At 71.4% G+C, this 18,164-nt stretch carries 15 protein-coding genes; 12 read left to right on the plus strand and 3 right to left on the minus strand.

The annotated features are described in order from the left end of the window. From ABD733_RS10500 to ABD733_RS10515, 4 genes are all read left to right on the plus strand, one after another. Positions 1–963, plus strand: a complete 963-nt coding sequence (locus tag ABD733_RS10500) for an ABC transporter permease (protein WP_344795749.1) — start codon at positions 1–3, stop codon at positions 961–963. Beyond that, the gene (locus tag ABD733_RS10505) at positions 960–1,895 is read left to right on the plus strand and encodes an ABC transporter permease (protein ID WP_344795751.1); all 936 of its coding nucleotides are present in this window, start codon (positions 960–962) and stop codon (positions 1,893–1,895) included. The genes ABD733_RS10500 and ABD733_RS10505 overlap by 4 nt, the downstream gene beginning before the upstream one ends. Beyond that, positions 1,892–2,986 (plus strand): ABC transporter ATP-binding protein, encoded by a 1,095-nt coding sequence (locus ABD733_RS10510; protein ID WP_344795753.1) that lies wholly within the window; start codon positions 1,892–1,894, stop codon positions 2,984–2,986. The genes ABD733_RS10505 and ABD733_RS10510 overlap by 4 nt, the downstream gene beginning before the upstream one ends. 171 nt (positions 2,987–3,157) lie before the next feature. After that, on the plus strand, positions 3,158–5,368 hold the full coding sequence (locus ABD733_RS10515; protein ID WP_344795755.1) for an NADP-dependent isocitrate dehydrogenase: 2,211 nt from the start codon (positions 3,158–3,160) through the stop codon (positions 5,366–5,368). A 107-nt stretch (positions 5,369–5,475) separates the two neighbouring features. Here the strand turns inward: ABD733_RS10515 and ABD733_RS10520 are convergent, their stop codons facing one another. Beyond that, on the minus strand, positions 5,476–6,381 hold the full coding sequence (locus ABD733_RS10520; RefSeq protein WP_344795757.1) for an ROK family protein: 906 nt from the start codon (positions 6,379–6,381) through the stop codon (positions 5,476–5,478). A 239-nt stretch (positions 6,382–6,620) separates the two neighbouring features. Here ABD733_RS10520 and ABD733_RS10525 point away from each other — a divergent pair, with 239 nt between their 5' ends. The 7 genes from ABD733_RS10525 to ABD733_RS10555 all read left to right on the plus strand — a co-directional run bounded on the left by ABD733_RS10525 (position 6,621) and on the right by ABD733_RS10555 (position 15,283). Further along, positions 6,621–7,793, plus strand: coding sequence for an ROK family transcriptional regulator (locus ABD733_RS10525; RefSeq protein ID WP_344795759.1), 1,173 nt, complete (start codon positions 6,621–6,623; stop codon positions 7,791–7,793). A 64-nt stretch (positions 7,794–7,857) separates the two neighbouring features. Beyond that, positions 7,858–9,186, plus strand: a complete 1,329-nt coding sequence (locus tag ABD733_RS10530; RefSeq protein ID WP_344795761.1) for an extracellular solute-binding protein — start codon at positions 7,858–7,860, stop codon at positions 9,184–9,186. Between the two features lie 119 nt (positions 9,187–9,305). Next, positions 9,306–10,235, plus strand: coding sequence for a carbohydrate ABC transporter permease (locus ABD733_RS10535; protein WP_344795763.1), 930 nt, complete (start codon positions 9,306–9,308; stop codon positions 10,233–10,235). Next, positions 10,232–11,167, plus strand: coding sequence for a carbohydrate ABC transporter permease (locus tag ABD733_RS10540; protein ID WP_344795765.1), 936 nt, complete (start codon positions 10,232–10,234; stop codon positions 11,165–11,167). Before ABD733_RS10535 ends, ABD733_RS10540 begins: the two co-directional genes overlap by 4 nt. A 6-nt stretch (positions 11,168–11,173) precedes the next feature. After that, entirely contained in the window at positions 11,174–12,805 is a 1,632-nt protein-coding gene (locus tag ABD733_RS10545) for a beta-N-acetylhexosaminidase (RefSeq protein WP_344795767.1), read from the plus strand. 22 nt (positions 12,806–12,827) lie between these two features. Then, a complete protein-coding gene (gene nagB, locus ABD733_RS10550) occupies positions 12,828–13,613 on the plus strand; it encodes a glucosamine-6-phosphate deaminase (RefSeq protein WP_425552882.1) in 786 nt (261 codons plus the stop codon). Next, positions 13,610–15,283 (plus strand): N-acyl-D-amino-acid deacylase family protein, encoded by a 1,674-nt coding sequence (locus ABD733_RS10555; RefSeq protein ID WP_344795769.1) that lies wholly within the window; start codon positions 13,610–13,612, stop codon positions 15,281–15,283. Before nagB ends, ABD733_RS10555 begins: the two co-directional genes overlap by 4 nt. A 105-nt stretch (positions 15,284–15,388) precedes the next feature. On the opposite strand, the gene ABD733_RS10560 is transcribed toward ABD733_RS10555, so the two are convergent. Continuing rightward, positions 15,389–16,654, minus strand: coding sequence for an alanine racemase (locus tag ABD733_RS10560; RefSeq protein WP_344795770.1), 1,266 nt, complete (start codon positions 16,652–16,654; stop codon positions 15,389–15,391). A 90-nt stretch (positions 16,655–16,744) separates the two neighbouring features. Between ABD733_RS10560 and ABD733_RS10565 the strand changes: the two genes are divergently transcribed. Then, on the plus strand, positions 16,745–17,155 hold the full coding sequence (locus tag ABD733_RS10565; protein WP_344795772.1) for a RidA family protein: 411 nt from the start codon (positions 16,745–16,747) through the stop codon (positions 17,153–17,155). 51 nt (positions 17,156–17,206) lie between these two features. On the opposite strand, the gene ABD733_RS10570 is transcribed toward ABD733_RS10565, so the two are convergent. Continuing rightward, a complete protein-coding gene (locus tag ABD733_RS10570; protein ID WP_344795774.1) occupies positions 17,207–18,139 on the minus strand; it encodes an HAD hydrolase family protein in 933 nt (310 codons plus the stop codon). Positions 18,140–18,164: the final 25 nt, after the last annotated feature.

Consider the following 18,164-nt stretch of genomic DNA (forward strand, 5'->3'; position numbering starts at 1 on the left):
ATGACGACGCGATCGATCCCTGATGCGAAAGACCTCGAGGCGCCGACCCGCCCCGCGGGGTCGAGCGCGTCGTCCACCGCGCCGCGCGACGCTCGCGGCACCGGGGCCTCCTCGCCCCGGCGCCGGAGCGTCGCGTGGCTCGGCTTCACGCCCTTCGCGGCCTACGTGCTGCTCTTCCTGGCCATCCCCGCGGTCATCGCGGTCGCCAGCGGCTTCTTCTCGGCCAGCGGCTCGTTCACGTTCCAGAACCTGCAGGCCTTCGCCGATCCGACCATCCTGAAGGCGTTCCAGGGCTCGCTCCTGGTGTCGCTCGTCAGCGCGGTGCTCGGCGCCGTGATCGGGGCGCTGGTCTGCTTCGCCCTGCTCGGCACGAAGGCGGAGGGCTTCCTCCGTACGGTCGTCGACGCGGTGTCGTCGGTGCTCGCGCAGTTCGGCGGCGTCATGCTCGCCTTCGCGTTCATCGCCACGATCGGGTTCCAGGGCTTCGTGACCCTGTGGCTGAAGTCGACCTTCGGCTTCGACATCAACAGCGACGGCGCCCTGCTCTACAAGGTGCCCGGCCTGATCATCCCCTACACCTACTTCTCGATCCCCCTCATGATCCTGACGTTCATGCCCGCCATGGAGGGCCTCAAGGCGACCTGGGGCGAGGCCGCGGCGACGCTCGGCGCCACCCGCCGCCAGTACTGGATCAGGATCGCCATGCCCGTCCTCGCCCCGGCCTTCTTCGGCAGCCTGCTGCTCCTGTTCGCCAACTCGTTCTCCTCGTTCGCGACAGCCGCGGCGCTCCTCAGTCAGGGCGGCATCGTCCCGCTGACGATCAAGCAGCAGCTCACCAGCGAGACGATCCTCGGCGTCGCCAACACGGCCGGCGTCCTCGCCCTCGGGATGCTCGTGATCATGGTCGTCGTCATGTTCTTCTACTCGCTCCTCCAGCGCCGGGCAGCGAGGTGGCAGCGATGAGCGCCGTCCCGCTGACCAGCGTCGCAGTCGAGCCGACCACCGAGCCGGCCGCCCCCGCGCCCCGCGCCCGCCGCGCCCCCCGGGTCGGCGCCGAGCACTCGCGACTCGCGCGCGTCGTGATCCTGACGCTCGTCGGCCTGGTCTTCCTGGTGCCGATCGTCGCGATGTTCGAGTTCACGCTGCGGACGAGCGGCAAGCCGGGCGTCTACAGCTTCGCCCACTACGCCTCGGTGCTGCACCCCGACGCTGCGGCCGGGGTCGACTACACGCCGCTCTTCCAGGGCATCCAGAACTCGCTGCTCATCTGCGTGATCACCGTCGCGATCGTGCTGCTGCTCCTCCTGCCGACGATGCTGTTCGTCGAGCTCCGCTACCCGCGCCTCCGCCGCGTGCTGGAGTTCGTCTGCATCCTGCCCATCACCATCCCGACCATCGTGCTCGTCGTCGGCTTCGTGCCGGTGTACCAGCGCGTCGCGGCGATCTTCGGCAGCGCCCCCTGGACCCTGGCCTTCGCGGTGGGGATCATCATCCTGCCCTACGCGTTCCGGCCGATCGCCACGAACATCCAGGCGTTCGACCTGGTGACGCTGAGCGAGGCCGCCCGGTCGCTCGGTGGCAGCTGGCCCGTCGTGATCTGGCGCGTGATCCTGCCGAACATGCGCCGCGGCGTCATCTCGGCGGTGTTCCTCGCGGTCGCGGTGGTGCTCGGCGAGTACACGATCGCGTCGTTCCTCAGCCAGACCACGTTCCAGACGGCGCTGCTGCTCATCAGCCAGCAGGACCCGTACGTCGCCACCATCTTCGCGCTCGCCGCGCTCATCTTCGCCGGCATCCTGCTCGTCGTCATCGGCCGCTTCGGAGCCATCCGCCCCGGCGACCGCGAACGCCGCGCCGCCGCCCGCCTCGCCCGCGCCTCCAGGAGGACCGCATGACCTCGACCAGCCCCGCCCCCACCCTCGAGCGCCTCGGCGAGGGAGCCACCGTCGAGCTGATCTCGGTCGTCAAGGAGTACTCGGGCTCCCGCGCGCTGAACGAGCTGAGCCTCACCCTCGCTCCCGGAGAGTTCGTCGCCCTGCTCGGCCCGTCGGGCTGCGGCAAGACGACGGCCCTCCGCTCGCTCGCTGGCCTCGAGTCGATCGATGCGGGATCGATCCGCATCGACGGCCGCGACGTCGCCACCACGCCGGTCAACAGGCGCGACATCGGCATGGTCTTCCAGCAGTACAGTCTGTTCCCGCACATGACCGTGCTGCAGAACGTCGAGTTCGGGCTGCAGATGCGCCGCGTCGACGCCGCCAGCCGGAGGCTCCGCGCCGTCGAGGCGCTCGAGATGGTGAGCCTCGACCACCTCGCCGCCCGGTACGCGCACCAGCTCTCCGGTGGACAGCAGCAGCGCGTGGCCCTCGCCCGCGCCCTGGTGACCCGGCCCCGGGTCCTCCTGCTCGACGAGCCGCTCTCGGCGCTCGACGCGAAGGTGCGGGTGTCGCTCCGCGAGGAGATCCGCAGGATCCAGACCGAGCTGGGCATCACCACCCTCTTCGTCACCCACGACCAGGAGGAGGCGCTCGCCGTCGCCGACCGAGTAGCGGTGATGCGCGCCGGCGAGATCGAGCAGATCGGCACGCCCGAGGAGCTCTACCTCACCCCCGCGACCGCCTTCGTCGCCGACTTCGTCGGGGTCAGCAACAGGATGCGCGGCGAGCTCCGGTCGGGCACCGTCACGGTCCGAGGGGCGCAGCTCCCGTCGATCGACCCCACGCTCCCCGACGGCCCGGTGCAGGCGTTCGTCCGGCCCGAGGACATCGTCTTCGTGTCGGCCGTCGACGCCCGCCCTGGCGACATCCACGGGACCGTCGCGTCGACCAGCTTCCTCGGCTCGCTCCGCCGCACCACCGTCCGGCTCGACGACGACACGATCGTGTCCGTCCAGCACGGGGTCGAGCAGCAGTACCTCTTCGGCGACTCCGTCGCGCTGCGGCTCACCGGGCGGGCAGTGGCCTCCGCGCCGGAGACCGCTGCCTGATCCTGCCGCCCCACGTCTCGTGGACTGAGCACCCTGCCGCGGCAGGGTGCCTCGTCCGTGAGACGTCGGGCGGCAGAGGCTCATTAGGCTGGAGGCGCACCAGGCCGCTCGGGCAGAGTATCTTGATATCGAGACATATTCTGTCCGAAGATCGAAGGAGTCGTCCCGCGAATGAGCAAGATCATCTACACCCTGACCGATGAGGCACCGCGACTGGCGACGTACTCGTTCCTGCCGGTCGTCGAGGCCTACGCCGCGAAGGCGGGTGTCGATGTCGAGACCCGCGACATCTCGCTTGCCGCCCGCATCCTGGCCCAGTTCCCCGACCGGCTCAGCGACGAGCAGTTCGAGGCCGACGCCCTCGCCGAGCTGGGGGAGCTCGCCGACACCCCCGAGGCGAACATCATCAAGCTGCCGAACATCTCGGCGTCCGTCCCGCAGTTGAAGGCCGCGATCGCAGAGCTGCGCTCGCAGGGCTTCGACCTCCCCGACTACCCCGACGAGCCGCAGACCGACGACGAGCGCGACGTCCGTGCCCGCTACGACCGGGTGAAGGGTTCCGCGGTCAACCCGGTGCTCCGCCAGGGCAACTCCGACCGCCGCGCCCCCGCCTCGGTGAAGCAGTACGTCCGCAACCACCCGCACCGCATGGGCGCCTGGTCGAGCGACTCGAAGACGAACGTCGCGACCATGGGCGTCGACGACTTCCGCTCGAACGAGACCTCGACAATCGTCCCCGACGAGGGTGCCGTGTCGATCGAGTTCACCGGAGCCGACGGCAGCACCACGGTCCTCCGTGACGCCGTGAAGGTGCGCGCCGGCGAGGTCGTCGACGCGACCGTGATGCACGTGAAGCCGCTCCGCGAGTTCTTCGTCGCCCAGATCGCCCGTGCGCAGAGCGAGGGCGTGCTCTTCTCGGTGCACCTCAAGGCGACGATGATGAAGGTCTCCGACCCGATCATCTTCGGCCACGCGATCCGCGCCTACTTCTCCGAGGCGTTCGAGAAGCACGGCGCCGACCTCCAGGCGGCCGGCCTCAACCCGAACGACGGCCTCGGCGCCCTCCTCGACGGTCTCGACGCCCTGCCGAACGGCGACGTCATCCGCGCCGCCTTCCAGGGCCGCCTCGACAACGGCCCCGAGATGGCGATGGTCGACTCCGACCGCGGCATCACCAACCTGCACGTGCCGAGCGACGTCATCGTCGACGCGTCGATGCCGGCGATGATCCGCTCGTCCGGCCACATGTGGGGCCGCGACGGCCAGGAGCACGACACGCTCGCCGTGATCCCCGACTCCAGCTACGCGGGCATCTACCAGACCGTGCTCGACGACTGCCGCGCCCACGGCGCCTTCGACCCGACCACGCTCGGCTCGGTGCCGAACGTCGGCCTCATGGCCATGGCGGCCGAGGAGTACGGCTCGCACGACAAGACCTTCCAGGCGCCGGGCGCCGGCACGATCCGGGTGCTCGACGCCTCCGGCGCCACGCTCCTCGAGCACGACGTCGAGGAGGGCGACATCTGGCGCATGTGCCAGACCAAGGACGCAGCCATCCGCGACTGGGTCGGCCTCGCCGTCACCCGCGCCCGCGCGACCGGCGCCCCCGCCGTCTTCTGGCTCGACCCCGCCCGCGCCCACGACGCCGTCCTGACCGGTCTCGTGAACACGTACCTCGCGGAGCTCGACACCGACGGTCTGCAGATCGAGATCCTCTCGCCGGTGGAGGCGATGTCGTTCTCGCTCGAGCGCATCCGCCGCGGCGAGGACACCATCTCGGTGACCGGCAACGTGCTCCGCGACTACCTGACCGACCTGTTCCCGATCATGGAGCTCGGCACCTCGGCCAAGATGCTGTCGGTCGTCCCGCTGCTCTTCGGCGGCGGCCTCTTCGAGACCGGCGCCGGCGGCTCCGCCCCGAAGCACGTCACGCAGCTCGTCAAGGAGGACTACCTCCGCTGGGACAGCCTGGGCGAGTTCCTCGCGCTGGCCGCCAGCTTCGAGCACCTCGCGAGCTCGACCGGGAACGCCCGCGCGCAGATCCTGGCCGACACCCTCGACCGCGCCACGGCGACCTTCCTCGACGAGAACAAGTCGCCCGCCCGCTCGGTCGGCTCGATCGACAACCGCGGCAGCCACTTCTACCTGGCGCTGTTCTGGGCCGAGGAGCTCGCGGCACAGACGGAGGACGCAGCCCTCGCGGCCGACTTCGCCAGCCTCGCCTCGACCCTCCGCGGCCAGGAGGAGACGATCAACGGCGAGCTCATCGGCGTGCAGGGCAGCCCCGTCGACATCGGCGGCTACTACCGGCCCGACGACGCCAAGGCGTCGGCCGTCATGCGGCCCTCCGCCACGCTGAACGAGGCGCTGGCCTCGCTCTAGCCTCCGCGCTGCGGCTCCGACCGCAGACATCGCCCCCGACCGCGTTCATCCGTGGTCGGGGGCGATTCTCGTGGTCGAGAGGCGGGGTCGGGGGAGCGGCAGCCGGGTCAGGGGTGCAGGACGCCGGCGGGGCGGCCGAGCATGGCGGCACCGACGGCGGCGACGTGGAGCCCCTCGGGCAGCAGCCGGATCCTGCGCCCGAGATCGAGCGAGGCGAGGAACGACGACGACGCGGCCCACCTGTCGAGCACCCGCCGCACGCCCTCGAGCAGCGGCTCGCCGACGTGGCTGAGGCCGCCGCCGATCACGACCGACTCGACGTCGACGGTGAGCACCAGGATGCGCACCGCGGCCGCGACCCCCTCCAGCACCACTTCGCGGACGCGGACGGCCTCGGCATCGCCCGCGGCGGCCGCGGCGAACAGGGCCTGGGCCGGGTACGCGTGCTCGCTCGGCCACAGGCGCGCGATGGCGCCGCCCGAGGCCGTCGTCTCGAGGCAGCCGCGCTGGCCGCAGGCGCAGACGGCGCCGAGCGGGTCGACGGGCAGGTGGCCGATCTCGCCGGAGACGCCGCGCGACCCGCGCCACAGGCGTCCGTCGAGCACGATGCCCGCGGCGAGGCCGGTACCGAGGTTGAGGTAGCCGACCGGGCCCTCGAGCCCGAGCCGGGAGTACGCGCCGAGGGCGGCGGCGTTGACGTCGTTCTCGACCGTCACGGGGGAGCCGGTCAGGGCCTCGAGCCGCGCGCCGAAGTCGGTGTCGGCGAAGCCGAGGTTCACGGCGTGCCGGACACGGCCGGTGGCGGGGTCGACGAGCCCGGGGATCCCGACTCCGACAGCGTCGACCGGCGCGCCGGTCAGGCGGCGGAGGCCCTCCACCGCCGCTGCCGCACTGGCCAGCACGGCCCGCTCGCCGAACCCGGTCGGGACGCGCAGGATCTCCACGACGCGGCCGGTCTCGTCGACAGCCGCAGCATCGATCTTGGTGCCGCCGATATCGAGCCCGGCTCTCACCGGCGGGTGCTCCCTGCGTGATCCATGTTTGTTAGTAAAGCTTACGAATCCGCAGCAGGGCAAGCGTCGCGCACGGTCGGGGTGCTCGTGAATCGCCGAGATTGCGAGTGTGTTTCGGCGGGATTAAGCAGCAGAAAGCCTCTTGACTTTTGTTTGTAAGGGCAATTTACTAACACAACCAGACCACGGCGGTCCCGGAAGGGGTCCCGCCCCGTGAACCGAGACGAGAGTGAGCCAGCATGTCGGACGACGTGATGACGACGGCCCAGGAGGCGGCAGCGCCCCGCCGGCGCCGAGTCTCGGCCAAGGCGCTCCCGCAGCACAACCGGGTGCACAACCGCGCGCTCATCCTGCAGGCCCTCTTCCACCAGGGCGCGATGAGCCGCGCCGACCTCGCCCGTCAGTCGGGTCTCACCCGCCCCACCGTGTCGGTGCTCGTCGGTGAGCTCGAGGCCGACGGCATCGTCTCCGAGATCGGCCAGCGCGAAGACACGCGCGTCGGCAAGCCGGCCACCCTCGTCGAGATCAACCGCGACGCGTTCCACATGATCGTCCTCGACCTCTCCAGCGCCGACCGCTTCGTCGGGGCCGTCGTCGACCTCCGCGGCGAGATCGTCGAGCGGGCCGAGATCGAGATCGACGGCGCCGTCCGAGAGGACGCGATCGCCCGGGCGATCCGGCTGGGGGAGCGGCTGTCGGCACTGACGACCCGGCGCATCCTGGGCATCGGGGTCGGCTCGCCCGGCATCGTCGACGACCAGGGGGTGGTCCGCGAGGCCCTGCACCTCGAGTGGTTCGACCTGGCACTCCAGGAGCGCCTCGGCAAGCACTTCCAGGTGCCGGTCCGCGTCGCCAACGACGCGAACGTCGCCGCCCTCGGGGTGCACACGTTCCGCGACGTCCCGGGCCTCAGCCTGATGGTGATCACCATCGAGCACGGCGTCGGCGTTGGGCTCATCATCGGCGGGTCGCTCGTCGAGGGCGAGCAGTTCTCCGCCGGCGAGATCGGCCACGTCACCGTCGACACCGACTCCGACGGCGAGACCGGCGACCTCTGCACCTGCGGGCGCCGCGGCTGCCTCGAGGTCGTCATCGGCGCGCGCTACCTGAGCGACCGCATCGAGGGGCTCGCCGAGAGCGAGCGCGACGCGGCCCTCCGCTCGGCCGGCCGCGCCCTCGGGGTCGTCACCGCACCCGTCATCAGCGCGCTCAACCTCAACGAGGTCGTGCTCTCCGGGCCGTCCGAGCTGCTCGACGGCCCGTTCGCCGAGGCCGCGCTCGCCACCGTCCGGGCTCGCACGCTGTCCGTCGTCGGCCGCGGCCTGTCGCTCCGCACGACCCGCGGCGACACCGACCTCGTCTTCCTGGGCGGCGCATCGCTGGTGCTCCGCGCCGAGCTCGGCGTCTCCTGATCCTGCCCCGTCCCCTCCCTCCACCACGCATCACCACGACAACCACCACCACGAGGAGTTCAAAGTGCGAAAGTCGAAGATCGCAACCGTCGGGGCCCTCGGCCTCGCCGCCGTCCTGGCGCTCAGCGCGTGCTCGAGCGGCGGGACGACCAGCGCGGGCGGCGGTGGCGTCAAGAGCGTCCCGGACGTCAAGGGCTCGGGCAAGACCCTCAAGGTGTGGGTCATGACGGGCGACTACACCCCCGCCACCATCGCCGCCGTGAACAAGGAGTTCACGAAGAAGACCGGCGCGAAGGTGGACGTCCAGATCCAGCAGTGGGACGGCATCACCACCAAGATCTCGACGGCGCTCGCCACCTCGACGCCGCCCGACGTGCTCGACCTCGGCAACACCCAGGTCGCCAGCTACGCCGCGAACGGCGCGCTCCTCGACCTGACGCCCTACAAGAAGGACCTCGCTCAAGGCCAGACCTGGCTGACCGGCCTCTCCGAGCCCGCGACCGTCGACGAGAAGCTCTACGGCCTGCCCGGCTTCGCCGGTGCCCGAGCGGTCATCTACAACAAGACGATGTGGGCGAAGGCCGGCGTCACGACCGCGCCCACCACCTACGACGAGCTCACGGCCGACCTCGACAAGGTCGCCGCCGCCAACAAGTCGACCGCCGACTTCTCGCCCTTCTACCTGCCCGGCCAGTACTGGTACGCCGGCATGCAGTTCGTCTGGGACGCGGGCGGGTCTATCGCCACGGCGAGCGGCAGCACCTGGAAGGCCGGCTTCACCTCGAGCAAGGCGCAGAAGGGCCTCGCCGACTTCACGAGCTTCCAGAACACCTACTCGTCGGCCGCGTCGCGGACCCTCGACACCGACAGCCCCGATCAAGACCAGATCTTCGCCGACGGCAAGACGAGCGCGATCCTGCACACGAACGGCGCCATCGGACTCATCCAGAAGGCCAACCCGGCCCTGAAAGACGCCGACCTCGGCAGCTTCCCGTTCCCGGGGAAGTCCGGGAAGACGCAGCCCGTCATGCTGGGCGGCTCCGACTGGGGCATCTCCGCCAAGTCGAAGAACAGCGATCTCGCGCTCGCCTGGGCCAAGATCGCGGCCAGCCCGTCGATCCAGTCGAAGTGGGTCTACGGCAACGACGGCTGGATCCCCAACAGCACCGAGGGCATCAAGGCGGCCGACTCGTCGCTGAGCGACCTCAACAAGGGCTTCTTCAACGCGGCGCTCAACTCGAAGGCCACGCCCGCCAGCGGCAACTGGGCGAACCTCGAGGGCGACAAGAGCATCAACCAGCTCTTCGGCGCCATCGCGTCCGGCTCCAAGGCGCCGGAGGCGGCGGCGAAGAGCTTCGACTCGGCGGCCGAGAAGCAGCTGAACGCCAAGTGAGACCGGCGGGGCGTCGCGAGCGATCGCGGCGCCCCGCGCGGCTCCCGCCGCTCCTGCACCGCCGCACCCCGCGCACCGCCGCACCTCCCGATCCTCCCGACCGACAGAAGGGCTCCCTCGTGGCCGTCACGACCCTCGCTCCCGGCTTCCGGATGAAGAAGAAGCGCTCCCTCGCGCCGGTGTGGCTGCTGAGCCCCGCCGGCGTCGTGATCCTCGCCGTGCTGGTGGCGCCCATCGTCTACCTCGTCTTCACGTCGTTCACCGACACCGACCAGCGGACCCTCTACACCGGCGCCTTCAGCTCGGTCGGCGTCTCCAACTACCTCGGGCTCCTGGCCGACCCGGCCTTCTGGTGGTCCCTGGTCCGCACGGTCCTGTTCACGGCGGCGATGGTCGTCGGCAGCATCGCGATCGGCACCGGGGTCTCGCACCTCCTGACCCGGCTCGGCGTGATCCTGCGCTATGTAGTCACGATCGTGCTGATCTTCGCCTGGGGCATGCCGAACGTCGCCTCGTCGCTGGTCTGGAAGTGGCTGTTCCAGCCGGGCTACGGCGTCGTCAACTGGCTGCTCACGCAGGTGCACGTCTTCGGCGACATGACGAACGTCGACTGGTCGAACGACGCGTTCCTGTCGTACACGTCGATCTGGCTGCTGATCGTGTGGCAGGCCGTGCCGTTCATCGCGCTGACCCTCTACGCCGCCGAGACGCAGATCCCGACCGAGCTCAAGGAGGCCGCGCGCCTCGACGGCGCCTCCGAGTGGAAGGTGTACCGGATCATCACCCTGACGTTCCTCAAGCCGACCCTCCTGCTGGTCACGATCCTGTCGGTGATCTGGGACTACAACGTCTTCAACCAGATCTGGCTCGTCTCGCAGGGCGGCCCCGACGACGCCACGTCCACCCTCGGCGTCTTCACCTACAAGACGGCGTTCGTCGGCTTCGAGCTGGGCCAGGGGGCAGCGATCTCGGTCGTGACGACCCTGATCCTGCTGATCCTGACCGTCTTCTACATCCGCAACCTCATCCGATCGGGAGAAGACCTGTGACCACGACAGCACCCGCGGGCACCGGCACCGAGGCGACCGAGCCCCTCCTCGTCGACGCCTCCTCACCTGCCGGCCGCCTCGCGAAGGCGGCTCCCCGCCCGCGCCGCCGCCGGAAGGTCCGCTGGATCTCCAGCACCATCGCGATCGTCTTCTCGATCGTCTGGATCTTCCCGGTCTACTGGATGGTCAACACGGCCTTCAAGCCGCGCACCGAGGCGATGACCGCGGTGCCCGAGTTCTTCCCCGGCCACCCCACCCTCCACAACTTCGCGGTCGCGTTCACGCAGGGCGACTTCGTCCTCTACCTCCGGAACTCGGTGATCGTCGTCGCGGGGGCCGTGATCCTGTCGATCCTGCTCGGACTCTTCGCCTCGGCCGCGCTGTCGCGCTTCACGTTCCGAGGCCGCCGCACGATCATGGTGTTCATCCTCGTGGTGCAGATGCTGCCGGCGACCGCGCTCCTGATCCCGCAGTTCCTGATCTTCAGCAGGATCGGGCTCATCGGCACCTACGGCGGCCTGATGCTCGCCTACGTCGGGGCCGTGCTGCCCTTCACGATCTGGGTGATGCGCGGGTTCTTCCTGGCCATCCCGATGGAGGTCGAGGAGGCCGCCAGGATCGACGGGGCCACCACCTGGCAGGTGCTGACCCGCGTGCTCTTCCCGCTCGTCATGCCGGGCATCATCGCCTCCAGCGTCTTCGCGTTCATCGCCGCGTGGAACGACTACCTGGTCGCCTACACGTTCATGCAGGACCAGTCGCGCTACACCCTGCCCGTCTGGCTCGCGTCGTTCACCACCCAGACCACCGGCACGGACTTCGGCGGGCAGATGGCCGCCTCGGTGCTGTTCTCGCTCCCCGTCGTCGTGTTCTTCATGATCATCCAACGCAATCTGGTGTCCGGCATGTCCGCCGGCGCCGTGAAGGGATAGTCCACCGTGATCTCGCTCCTCCCCGCGCCCGACTCGCTCGTCACCGGCACCGGGGTCTTCGTCCTCGACGCCTCCACCCGCATCGTCGCGCCCGACACGCTGTCCGGGACGGTCGCCTGGCTCCAGCAGGCCCTCCGTCCGGCGACCGGGCTGCCGCTCCGCGAGGCCGAGGCAGGGTCATCAGGACACGCCGTGGTCCTCGGCCTGGCCACCGACCTGCGGCCCTCGGAGTACCGGCTCGAGGTCGACGCCGACACGGTGGTGCTCCAGGGCGGCGACGAGGCCGGCGTGTTCCACGGGGTCCAGACGCTCCTGCAGCTGCTCCCGGCGGCCGTCTACCGGAAGGCGCCCGCCCCCGGCGCCGCGTGGGAGATCCCGGCCGTCACAATCGTCGACGCACCGCGCTTCGGCTGGCGCGGGGCGATGCTCGACGTGGCGCGGCACTTCCTGCCGAAGCACGACGTCCTGCGCTTTATCGACCTGATGGCGATGCACAAGCTGAACGTCCTGCACTGGCACCTCACCGAAGACCAGGGCTGGCGCATCGAGATCACGCGCTACCCGCGACTGACCGAGGTCGCCTCGTGGCGGAAGGAGTCGCAGCTCGGCGCCGGCGCGGACGCCCCCGGCGACGGCCGCCCGCACGGCGGCTTCTACACGCAGGACGACATCCGCGAGGTCGTGGCGTACGCGGCCGCCCGTCACATCGACGTCGTCCCCGAGATCGACGTCCCCGGCCACTCGCAGGCGGCGATCGCGGCCTATCCGTTCCTCGGCATCGGCGGCGAGGCGCACCCGCTCGAGGTCGGGACGCGCTGGGGCATCATCTACGACGTCCTGGCCATGGAGGAGTCGACCGTCGAGTTCTACCGGAACGTGTTCGACGAGGTCATGGACCTCTTCCCGAGCACCTACATCGGCGTCGGCGGAGACGAGTGCCCGCGCGACGCCTGGCACGACGACCCCCGGACGCAGGAGATCATGCGCGAGCGCGGCTTCACCGACGAGGCCGAGCTCCAGACCTGGTTCATCCAGCGGCTCGACGAGCACATCACCGCCCGCGGGCGCAGGATCTACGGCTGGGACGAGATCCTGGAGGGCGAGATCTCGGCCTCGGCCACCGTCGCCTCGTGGCGCGGCATGACCGGGGCGATCACGGCGGCCCGGCGCGGTCACGACGTCGTCTCGTGCCCCGACGACCAGGTCTACCTCGACTACCGGCAGTCGCTCGACCCGGAGGAGCCGATCCCCGTGTCGATCCCCCTGACCGTGGAGGACGTCTACGCCTTCGAGCCGGTCCCGGAGGGCCTCGACGAGGAGGAGCGCGCGCACATCCTCGGCGGCCAGGGCAACATCTGGACCGAGTACATGGACTCCCCGCGGACCATCGACTACCTCGTCTTCCCGCGCCTCTCGGCGCTCGCCGAGGCCGTCTGGACGTCGGGGGAGCGCGACTTCGCCGAGTTCGAGCCGCGCCTCGAGAAGCACCTCGAGCGGCTCGACGCCGTGGGGGTCGAGTACCGTCGCTCGTCGGGGCCGCTCCCGTGGCAGAAGAGGCCGGGCGTCCCGGGGCGTCCGGCCACGCACGAGGAGCGCGCCGCGTACATCGCGGAGATCGTCCAGAACATCGCCAGCTGAGCCGACGGAGGCACTCGCACTCGTGGAGATCATCATCCTGCCCACCCCCGCCGACGTCGGCCGGGTCGCGGCCGACCTCATCGCGTCGGTCGTCCGCGCGAAGCCCGCGGCCGTCCTCGGCCTGGCCACCGGGTCGTCGCCGCTCGACATCTACCGGTCGCTCGCGGCCCGCGTCGCCTCGGGCGACCTCGACGTCTCCGAGGCGTCGGGCTTCGCCCTCGACGAGTACGTCGGCATCCCGCTCGAGCACCCCGAGTCGTACGCCTCCGTGATCGCGCGCGACGTCGTGGGGCCGCTCGGGATGGACCCGGCGAGGGTCCGCGTGCCCGACGGCCGGGCCGCCGACATCGAGGCCGCGACCGCCGACTACGACCGGGCGATCGCCGAGGCGGGCGGCGTCGACATCCAGATCCTCGGCATCGGGGCCAACGGCCACATCGGCTTCAACGAGCCGACGTCGTCGTTCTCGTCGCGCACCCGGATCAAGACGCTCGCGCCGTCGACCCGCGAGGCGAACGCCCGCTTCTTCGACGACCCGGACGACGTGCCGACGCACTGCCTCACGCAGGGCCTCGGCACGATCCTGGAGGCCCGCCACGTCGTGCTCGTCGCCCAGGGCGCGGGCAAGGCGGACGCCGTCGCCGCTGCCGTCGAGGGGCCGCTGTCGGCGATGTGCCCCGGGTCGGCGCTGCAGCTGCACCAGCACGCCACGGTGATCGTCGACGAGGCGGCCGCGAGTCGCCTGACGCTCGCCGAGTACTACCGGTACACGTACGCCAACAAGCCGGCGTTCCAGCGGTTCGAATGAGCGAGGGCTCGCGCCGCGCGTTCCGGCCCGAGACACCGGTCGTGCCGCGTGACCCGAGCCGCGATGCGGGGGACGACGACGCGTTCGTCGTCCGCGGCGGCCTCGTGCACGACGGGAGCGGTGCCGACCCCGTCCGCGCGGACGTCGTGGTGCGCGGCGGGGTCGTGGTGGAGGTCGTGCCCCGGGGCCCGGTGCGCGCCGAGCCGGTGCGCGCCGAGCCGGTGCGCGCCGAGCCCGGGCGCGACCTCCGGGTGGTCGACGCGACGGGCCTCGAGATCCTGCCCGGCTTCATCGACGTGCACTCGCACGACGACGCCGCGCTGTTCCGGGAGGGCGGCCTCGACCCGAAGCTCGGGCAGGGCGTCACGACGACCGTGATCGGCAACTGCGGGCTCGGCGTCGCCCCGTCGTCGCCCGCGCTGGTGGACTCTGCCGGGCCGGTCCTCGGAGCGTTCCCCGCGCGATCCTGGGCGGCCTTCGGCGACTACCTCGCCACGGTCGCCGCCGAGGCCCGCGCGGTCAACAGCGTCGCGCTCGTCCCGCACGCGCCCCTCCGCATCGCCGTGATGGGCCCCGACCGCCGCCCCGCGACGCCCGCCGAGACCGACCGCCTCGCCGGACTCGCGGCCGACGCCCTCGATGCCGGTGCCGCGGGCGTCTCCCTCGGCCTCATGTACTCGCCCGGCGACTCCGCCGAGCCTCCCGAGCTCCTCGCCCTCGCGCGGGCCGCCGCCGCGCGGGGCCGCCTGCTCGTGGCGCACATCCGCAACGAGGCCGACCACCTGCTGGCCAGCCTCGACGAGCTCGCCGATCTCGGCCGGGAGACCGGCGCGGCCGTGCACGTCAGCCACCTCAAGGTGACCGGGCCCCGGAACGCAGGATCCATGCCCCGCGTCATCGACCACCTCGACTCCCTCCGCGCCTCGGGCGTCGACGTCACGGCCGACGTCTACCCGTACGACGCGGGCTCGACGACCGTCATGTCGCTGTTCCCGCCCTGGGCGCAGGAGGGCGGCGCGGCCGGGCTCGTGGCGCGACTCGGCGATCCGGGGGAGCGGGCGGCGGTGCTGGCCAGCCTGACCGGGGAGTGGAGCGGCACCGCGCTCGAGAACCAGTGGCGGGCCGTCGGGCCGTCGCGGATCGTGCTGGCGGGGTTCGCCGATCCTGCGCTCGAGGCCTTCGAGGGGTCGTCGATCGCGGCCATCGCGACGCAGCTCGGCGTCGACCCCCGGGAGGCCCTGGCCGACCTCGTCGTCGAGACGGGCGCGCAGCTGACCGTGATCGTGTTCCACACCGACGAGGCGGGCATGCGCCAGGCGCTCGCCTGGCCGCACGCGCTCGTCGGGAGCGACGGGCTCCCGCGCGAGACCGGCAGCGTCCACCCGCGGCTCTCCGGGACGTTCTCTCGAGCGCTGACCCTCGGCGTGCTGCCCCGCGGCGACATGATCCGCAAGACGACGCACGACGCAGCGGTCCGCTTCGGGATCGCGGGTCGCGGCCGCATCGCGCCGGGCTCCGCCGCCGACCTGCAGCTCGTCGACGCCGCCGCCTACCGCGACCGCGCCACCTACGCGTCGCCCCGTCTGTCGCCCGCCGGGCTCCGGGCCGTCTTCGTGAACGGGCGCCTCGCCTCCGACGGGCGGGCCGGTCGCTTCCTGCCCGCCGGCTGACCTGCTGCTGCTGTCGCCACGTCTCGCACCCCCGTCCGTCGGCGGCACCCCCGCGGACCGGGGTTCCGCCGACGCTCGGGGGTGCCGGACGCGCCCCGACCGCGGCTAGAAGCGCGTCACGAGGCTCCCGGTCACGGCGGGCAGACCCCGCGACCCGCCCCGGCCGTCGGGGATCGTGGCGATCTCGCTCCACTTGTCGATGGTCGTGCACGGGTGCGAGATGCCGAGCCGCACGAGGTCGCCGACGGCGAGCGCGGAGTCGGCGGGCAGCGACACGAAGGCGTGCTGGTCGTTGAGGCCGGTGACCCGGGCCCCGTCGACGGCGCCCGGGATCCTGCGCGCCTGGTCGCCCACGCCCCGGTAGGCCTCGATCGGAAGCGGCAGCCCCTCGTCGTCGGCGGTGTCGCGTCGGCCGACGTTGAGCAGCGCCAGCGTGGGGTCGGGCCTCGAGAGGACGCTCGCCCAGAGGTCGAGCGCGGGCAGGAACGTCTCGGTCGCGTCGGTGCGGGCGAACGGCGTGAGCCGCCGGTACAGGTCGTGGTCGTGGGTGACGTACGACCCCGAGCGGAGCACCACGCGGGTCCGGGCGCCGCGCTCGCCGCGGGGGTCGTGCCGGTACCCCAGCGCGTCGACGACGCGGTCGAAGTACACGCTGCCGCCCGCGGTCAGGACGACGTCGCCGCCGCGCTCGAGCCACTCGGCGAAGGCGTCGCCGTCGAGGCGGTCGCGGAGCTCGATCAGGCCGGCCAGGTAGTCGTCGATCCGGCGGAGGGCGGCAGGATCGGTCGCGTGGCTGAGCGCGCCCTCGTAGCCCGCGACGCCCGCGAGCACGAGGTTGTCGGCCTCCTGCACGGCCGTCGCGATCGCCAGGGCCCCCTCGATCGTCCGGACGCCGGTGCGTCCGCCGGGGGCTCCGAGCTCGACCAGGATCGGCAGGCTCCGGGCCGAGCCGGCCCTGCCGAGCGCCTCGTCGACGAGGTTCACGGCCGCGATGGAGTCGACCCACATCAGCACCTCGGCACCGGGGGTGGCGAGCCGCGCGAGCGCGTCGGGCGAGAAGCTCGTGCCGGCGAGGATGACGTTCTGCACGCCGGCCTCCCGCGCGACCTCGGCCTGGTAGGCGGTGGCGACCGTGATGCCCCAGGCCCCGGCGTCGAGCTGCTGGCGCCAGATCTCGGGAGACATGGTCGTCTTGCCGTGCGGGGCGAGGTCGACCCCGGCGCCGCGGCACCACTCGGCCATCGTCTCGATGTTGTGCGTCAGCACGCCGGTGTCGATCGTGAGCACCGGCGTGGGCAGCTCCGCGAGCGGGATCGGCCACCCCCGCCCGGTGAACGACACCTTGTTCGACATCACGGAGGTCTCGCCCATGGTCTCTCTCCTGCCCCTGATCCTTGCAGTACGGTCGATCCTGCGCCGCGGTCGCCGACCGGCCCCGTACGAGAAGGATGGACTCCCCGCATGACCGACAGCAAGACCCCCGTCGTCACCGACGGAGCCCCGACGCCCATGACGACATTCTCGCAGGGCGTGCGGAAGGGCGGCGTGCTCTCGGTGTCGGGGCAGGGTCCGCAGGATCCCCTGACGGGCGCCTACCTGTTCGACGGAGACCTGACCTCGCAGACGATCCGCACCCTCGACAACGTGCGCGCCGTGGTCGAGGCGGCGGGCGGCACCTTCGAGGACGTCCTGTCGCTCCGCGTGTTCCTCACGAAGCGGAGCGACTTCGCCGAGATGAACGCCGCGTACGCCGACTACCTGACCGAGCACGTCCCGTCGGGAGTCTTCCCGACGCGCACCACCGTCTTCGTGGAGCTGCCGAACGAGGCGATGCTGGTCGAGATCGACGCGCTGGCCGTCCTCGGGCGCTGACGCTGGGGGCGCCGACGCTTCCCGGGCAGACGCTGCCGACGCTGGCGGCAGCTAGCGGGCCGACGCCACCCGGGCATTGACCGCGAGCCAGCGCGCGACCCCGTCGTCGGCGTTCGAGCCGATGACAGCGGTCGCGAGGGCCTTCACCTCGTCGGACGCGTTGTCGACGGCGTACGCCTCGTCAGCGGCCTCGAACATGCTCAGGTCGTTGCGGTTGTCGCCGAAGCAGACGACCCGGTCGGCACCGGTCAGCCGCTTGAGCTCGGCGATCCCGGTGCCCTTCGTCGCCCCCCGGGCGGCCAGCTCGAGCCAGAAGACGCCGGGCAGGTAGGTCTCCTCCTGCAGGGTCACCGACACGGCGTCCCCGAAGAGGCGGACCAGGGTGTCGACCGCCGGACGCAGCTCGGCCTCGGGCGCGATCGCCACGATCGAGAAGGTGCCGTCGCGGCGGAGGGCGGCCGCGCTCGAGACCGGACGGAACCGGGGGTCGTCACCGCGGTCGGCGAGGTACCAGGCGATGCCGGGGCTCTCCGATCCTGCGACCCAGCCCACGGTGTCGGCGTGCGTCGAGGCGCCGCCCAGGGCGACCCGTGATCTGTCGACAGAGACCCCGTCGACCGAGCCGGGATCGACAGATACCGCGTCGAGGGAGACGGCGTCGACGGAATACACCAGCGGCGAGATGCCGAGACGCGCGCAGACGCCCAGCACCCGGTCGACCAGCGCAGGATCGAGGACCCTCTCGACCAGGGTCTCGCCGGAGGCCAGATCGACCACGAACGCGCCCCCGTACACGACGGCCGGGCCGCGGAGGTCGAGCCCGCCCGTCACGCGCCGGAGCGACACCAGCGAGCGCGCGGTCGCGATGCTGATCGGCACGCCGTCGTCGACCAGCGAGTTGACGGTGTCGATCGTGAACCGGCTCGGCTGCGCGTCGGTGCCCAGCAGGGTGCCGTCGAGGTCGCAGACGTAGAGGGTGGTCACGTGTCCATTGTCTGTCGACCGGCCG

Origin of the sequence: Frondihabitans peucedani, from assembly GCF_039537585.1 — a bacterium.
Classification (GTDB): Bacteria; Actinomycetota; Actinomycetes; order Actinomycetales; family Microbacteriaceae; genus Frondihabitans; species Frondihabitans peucedani.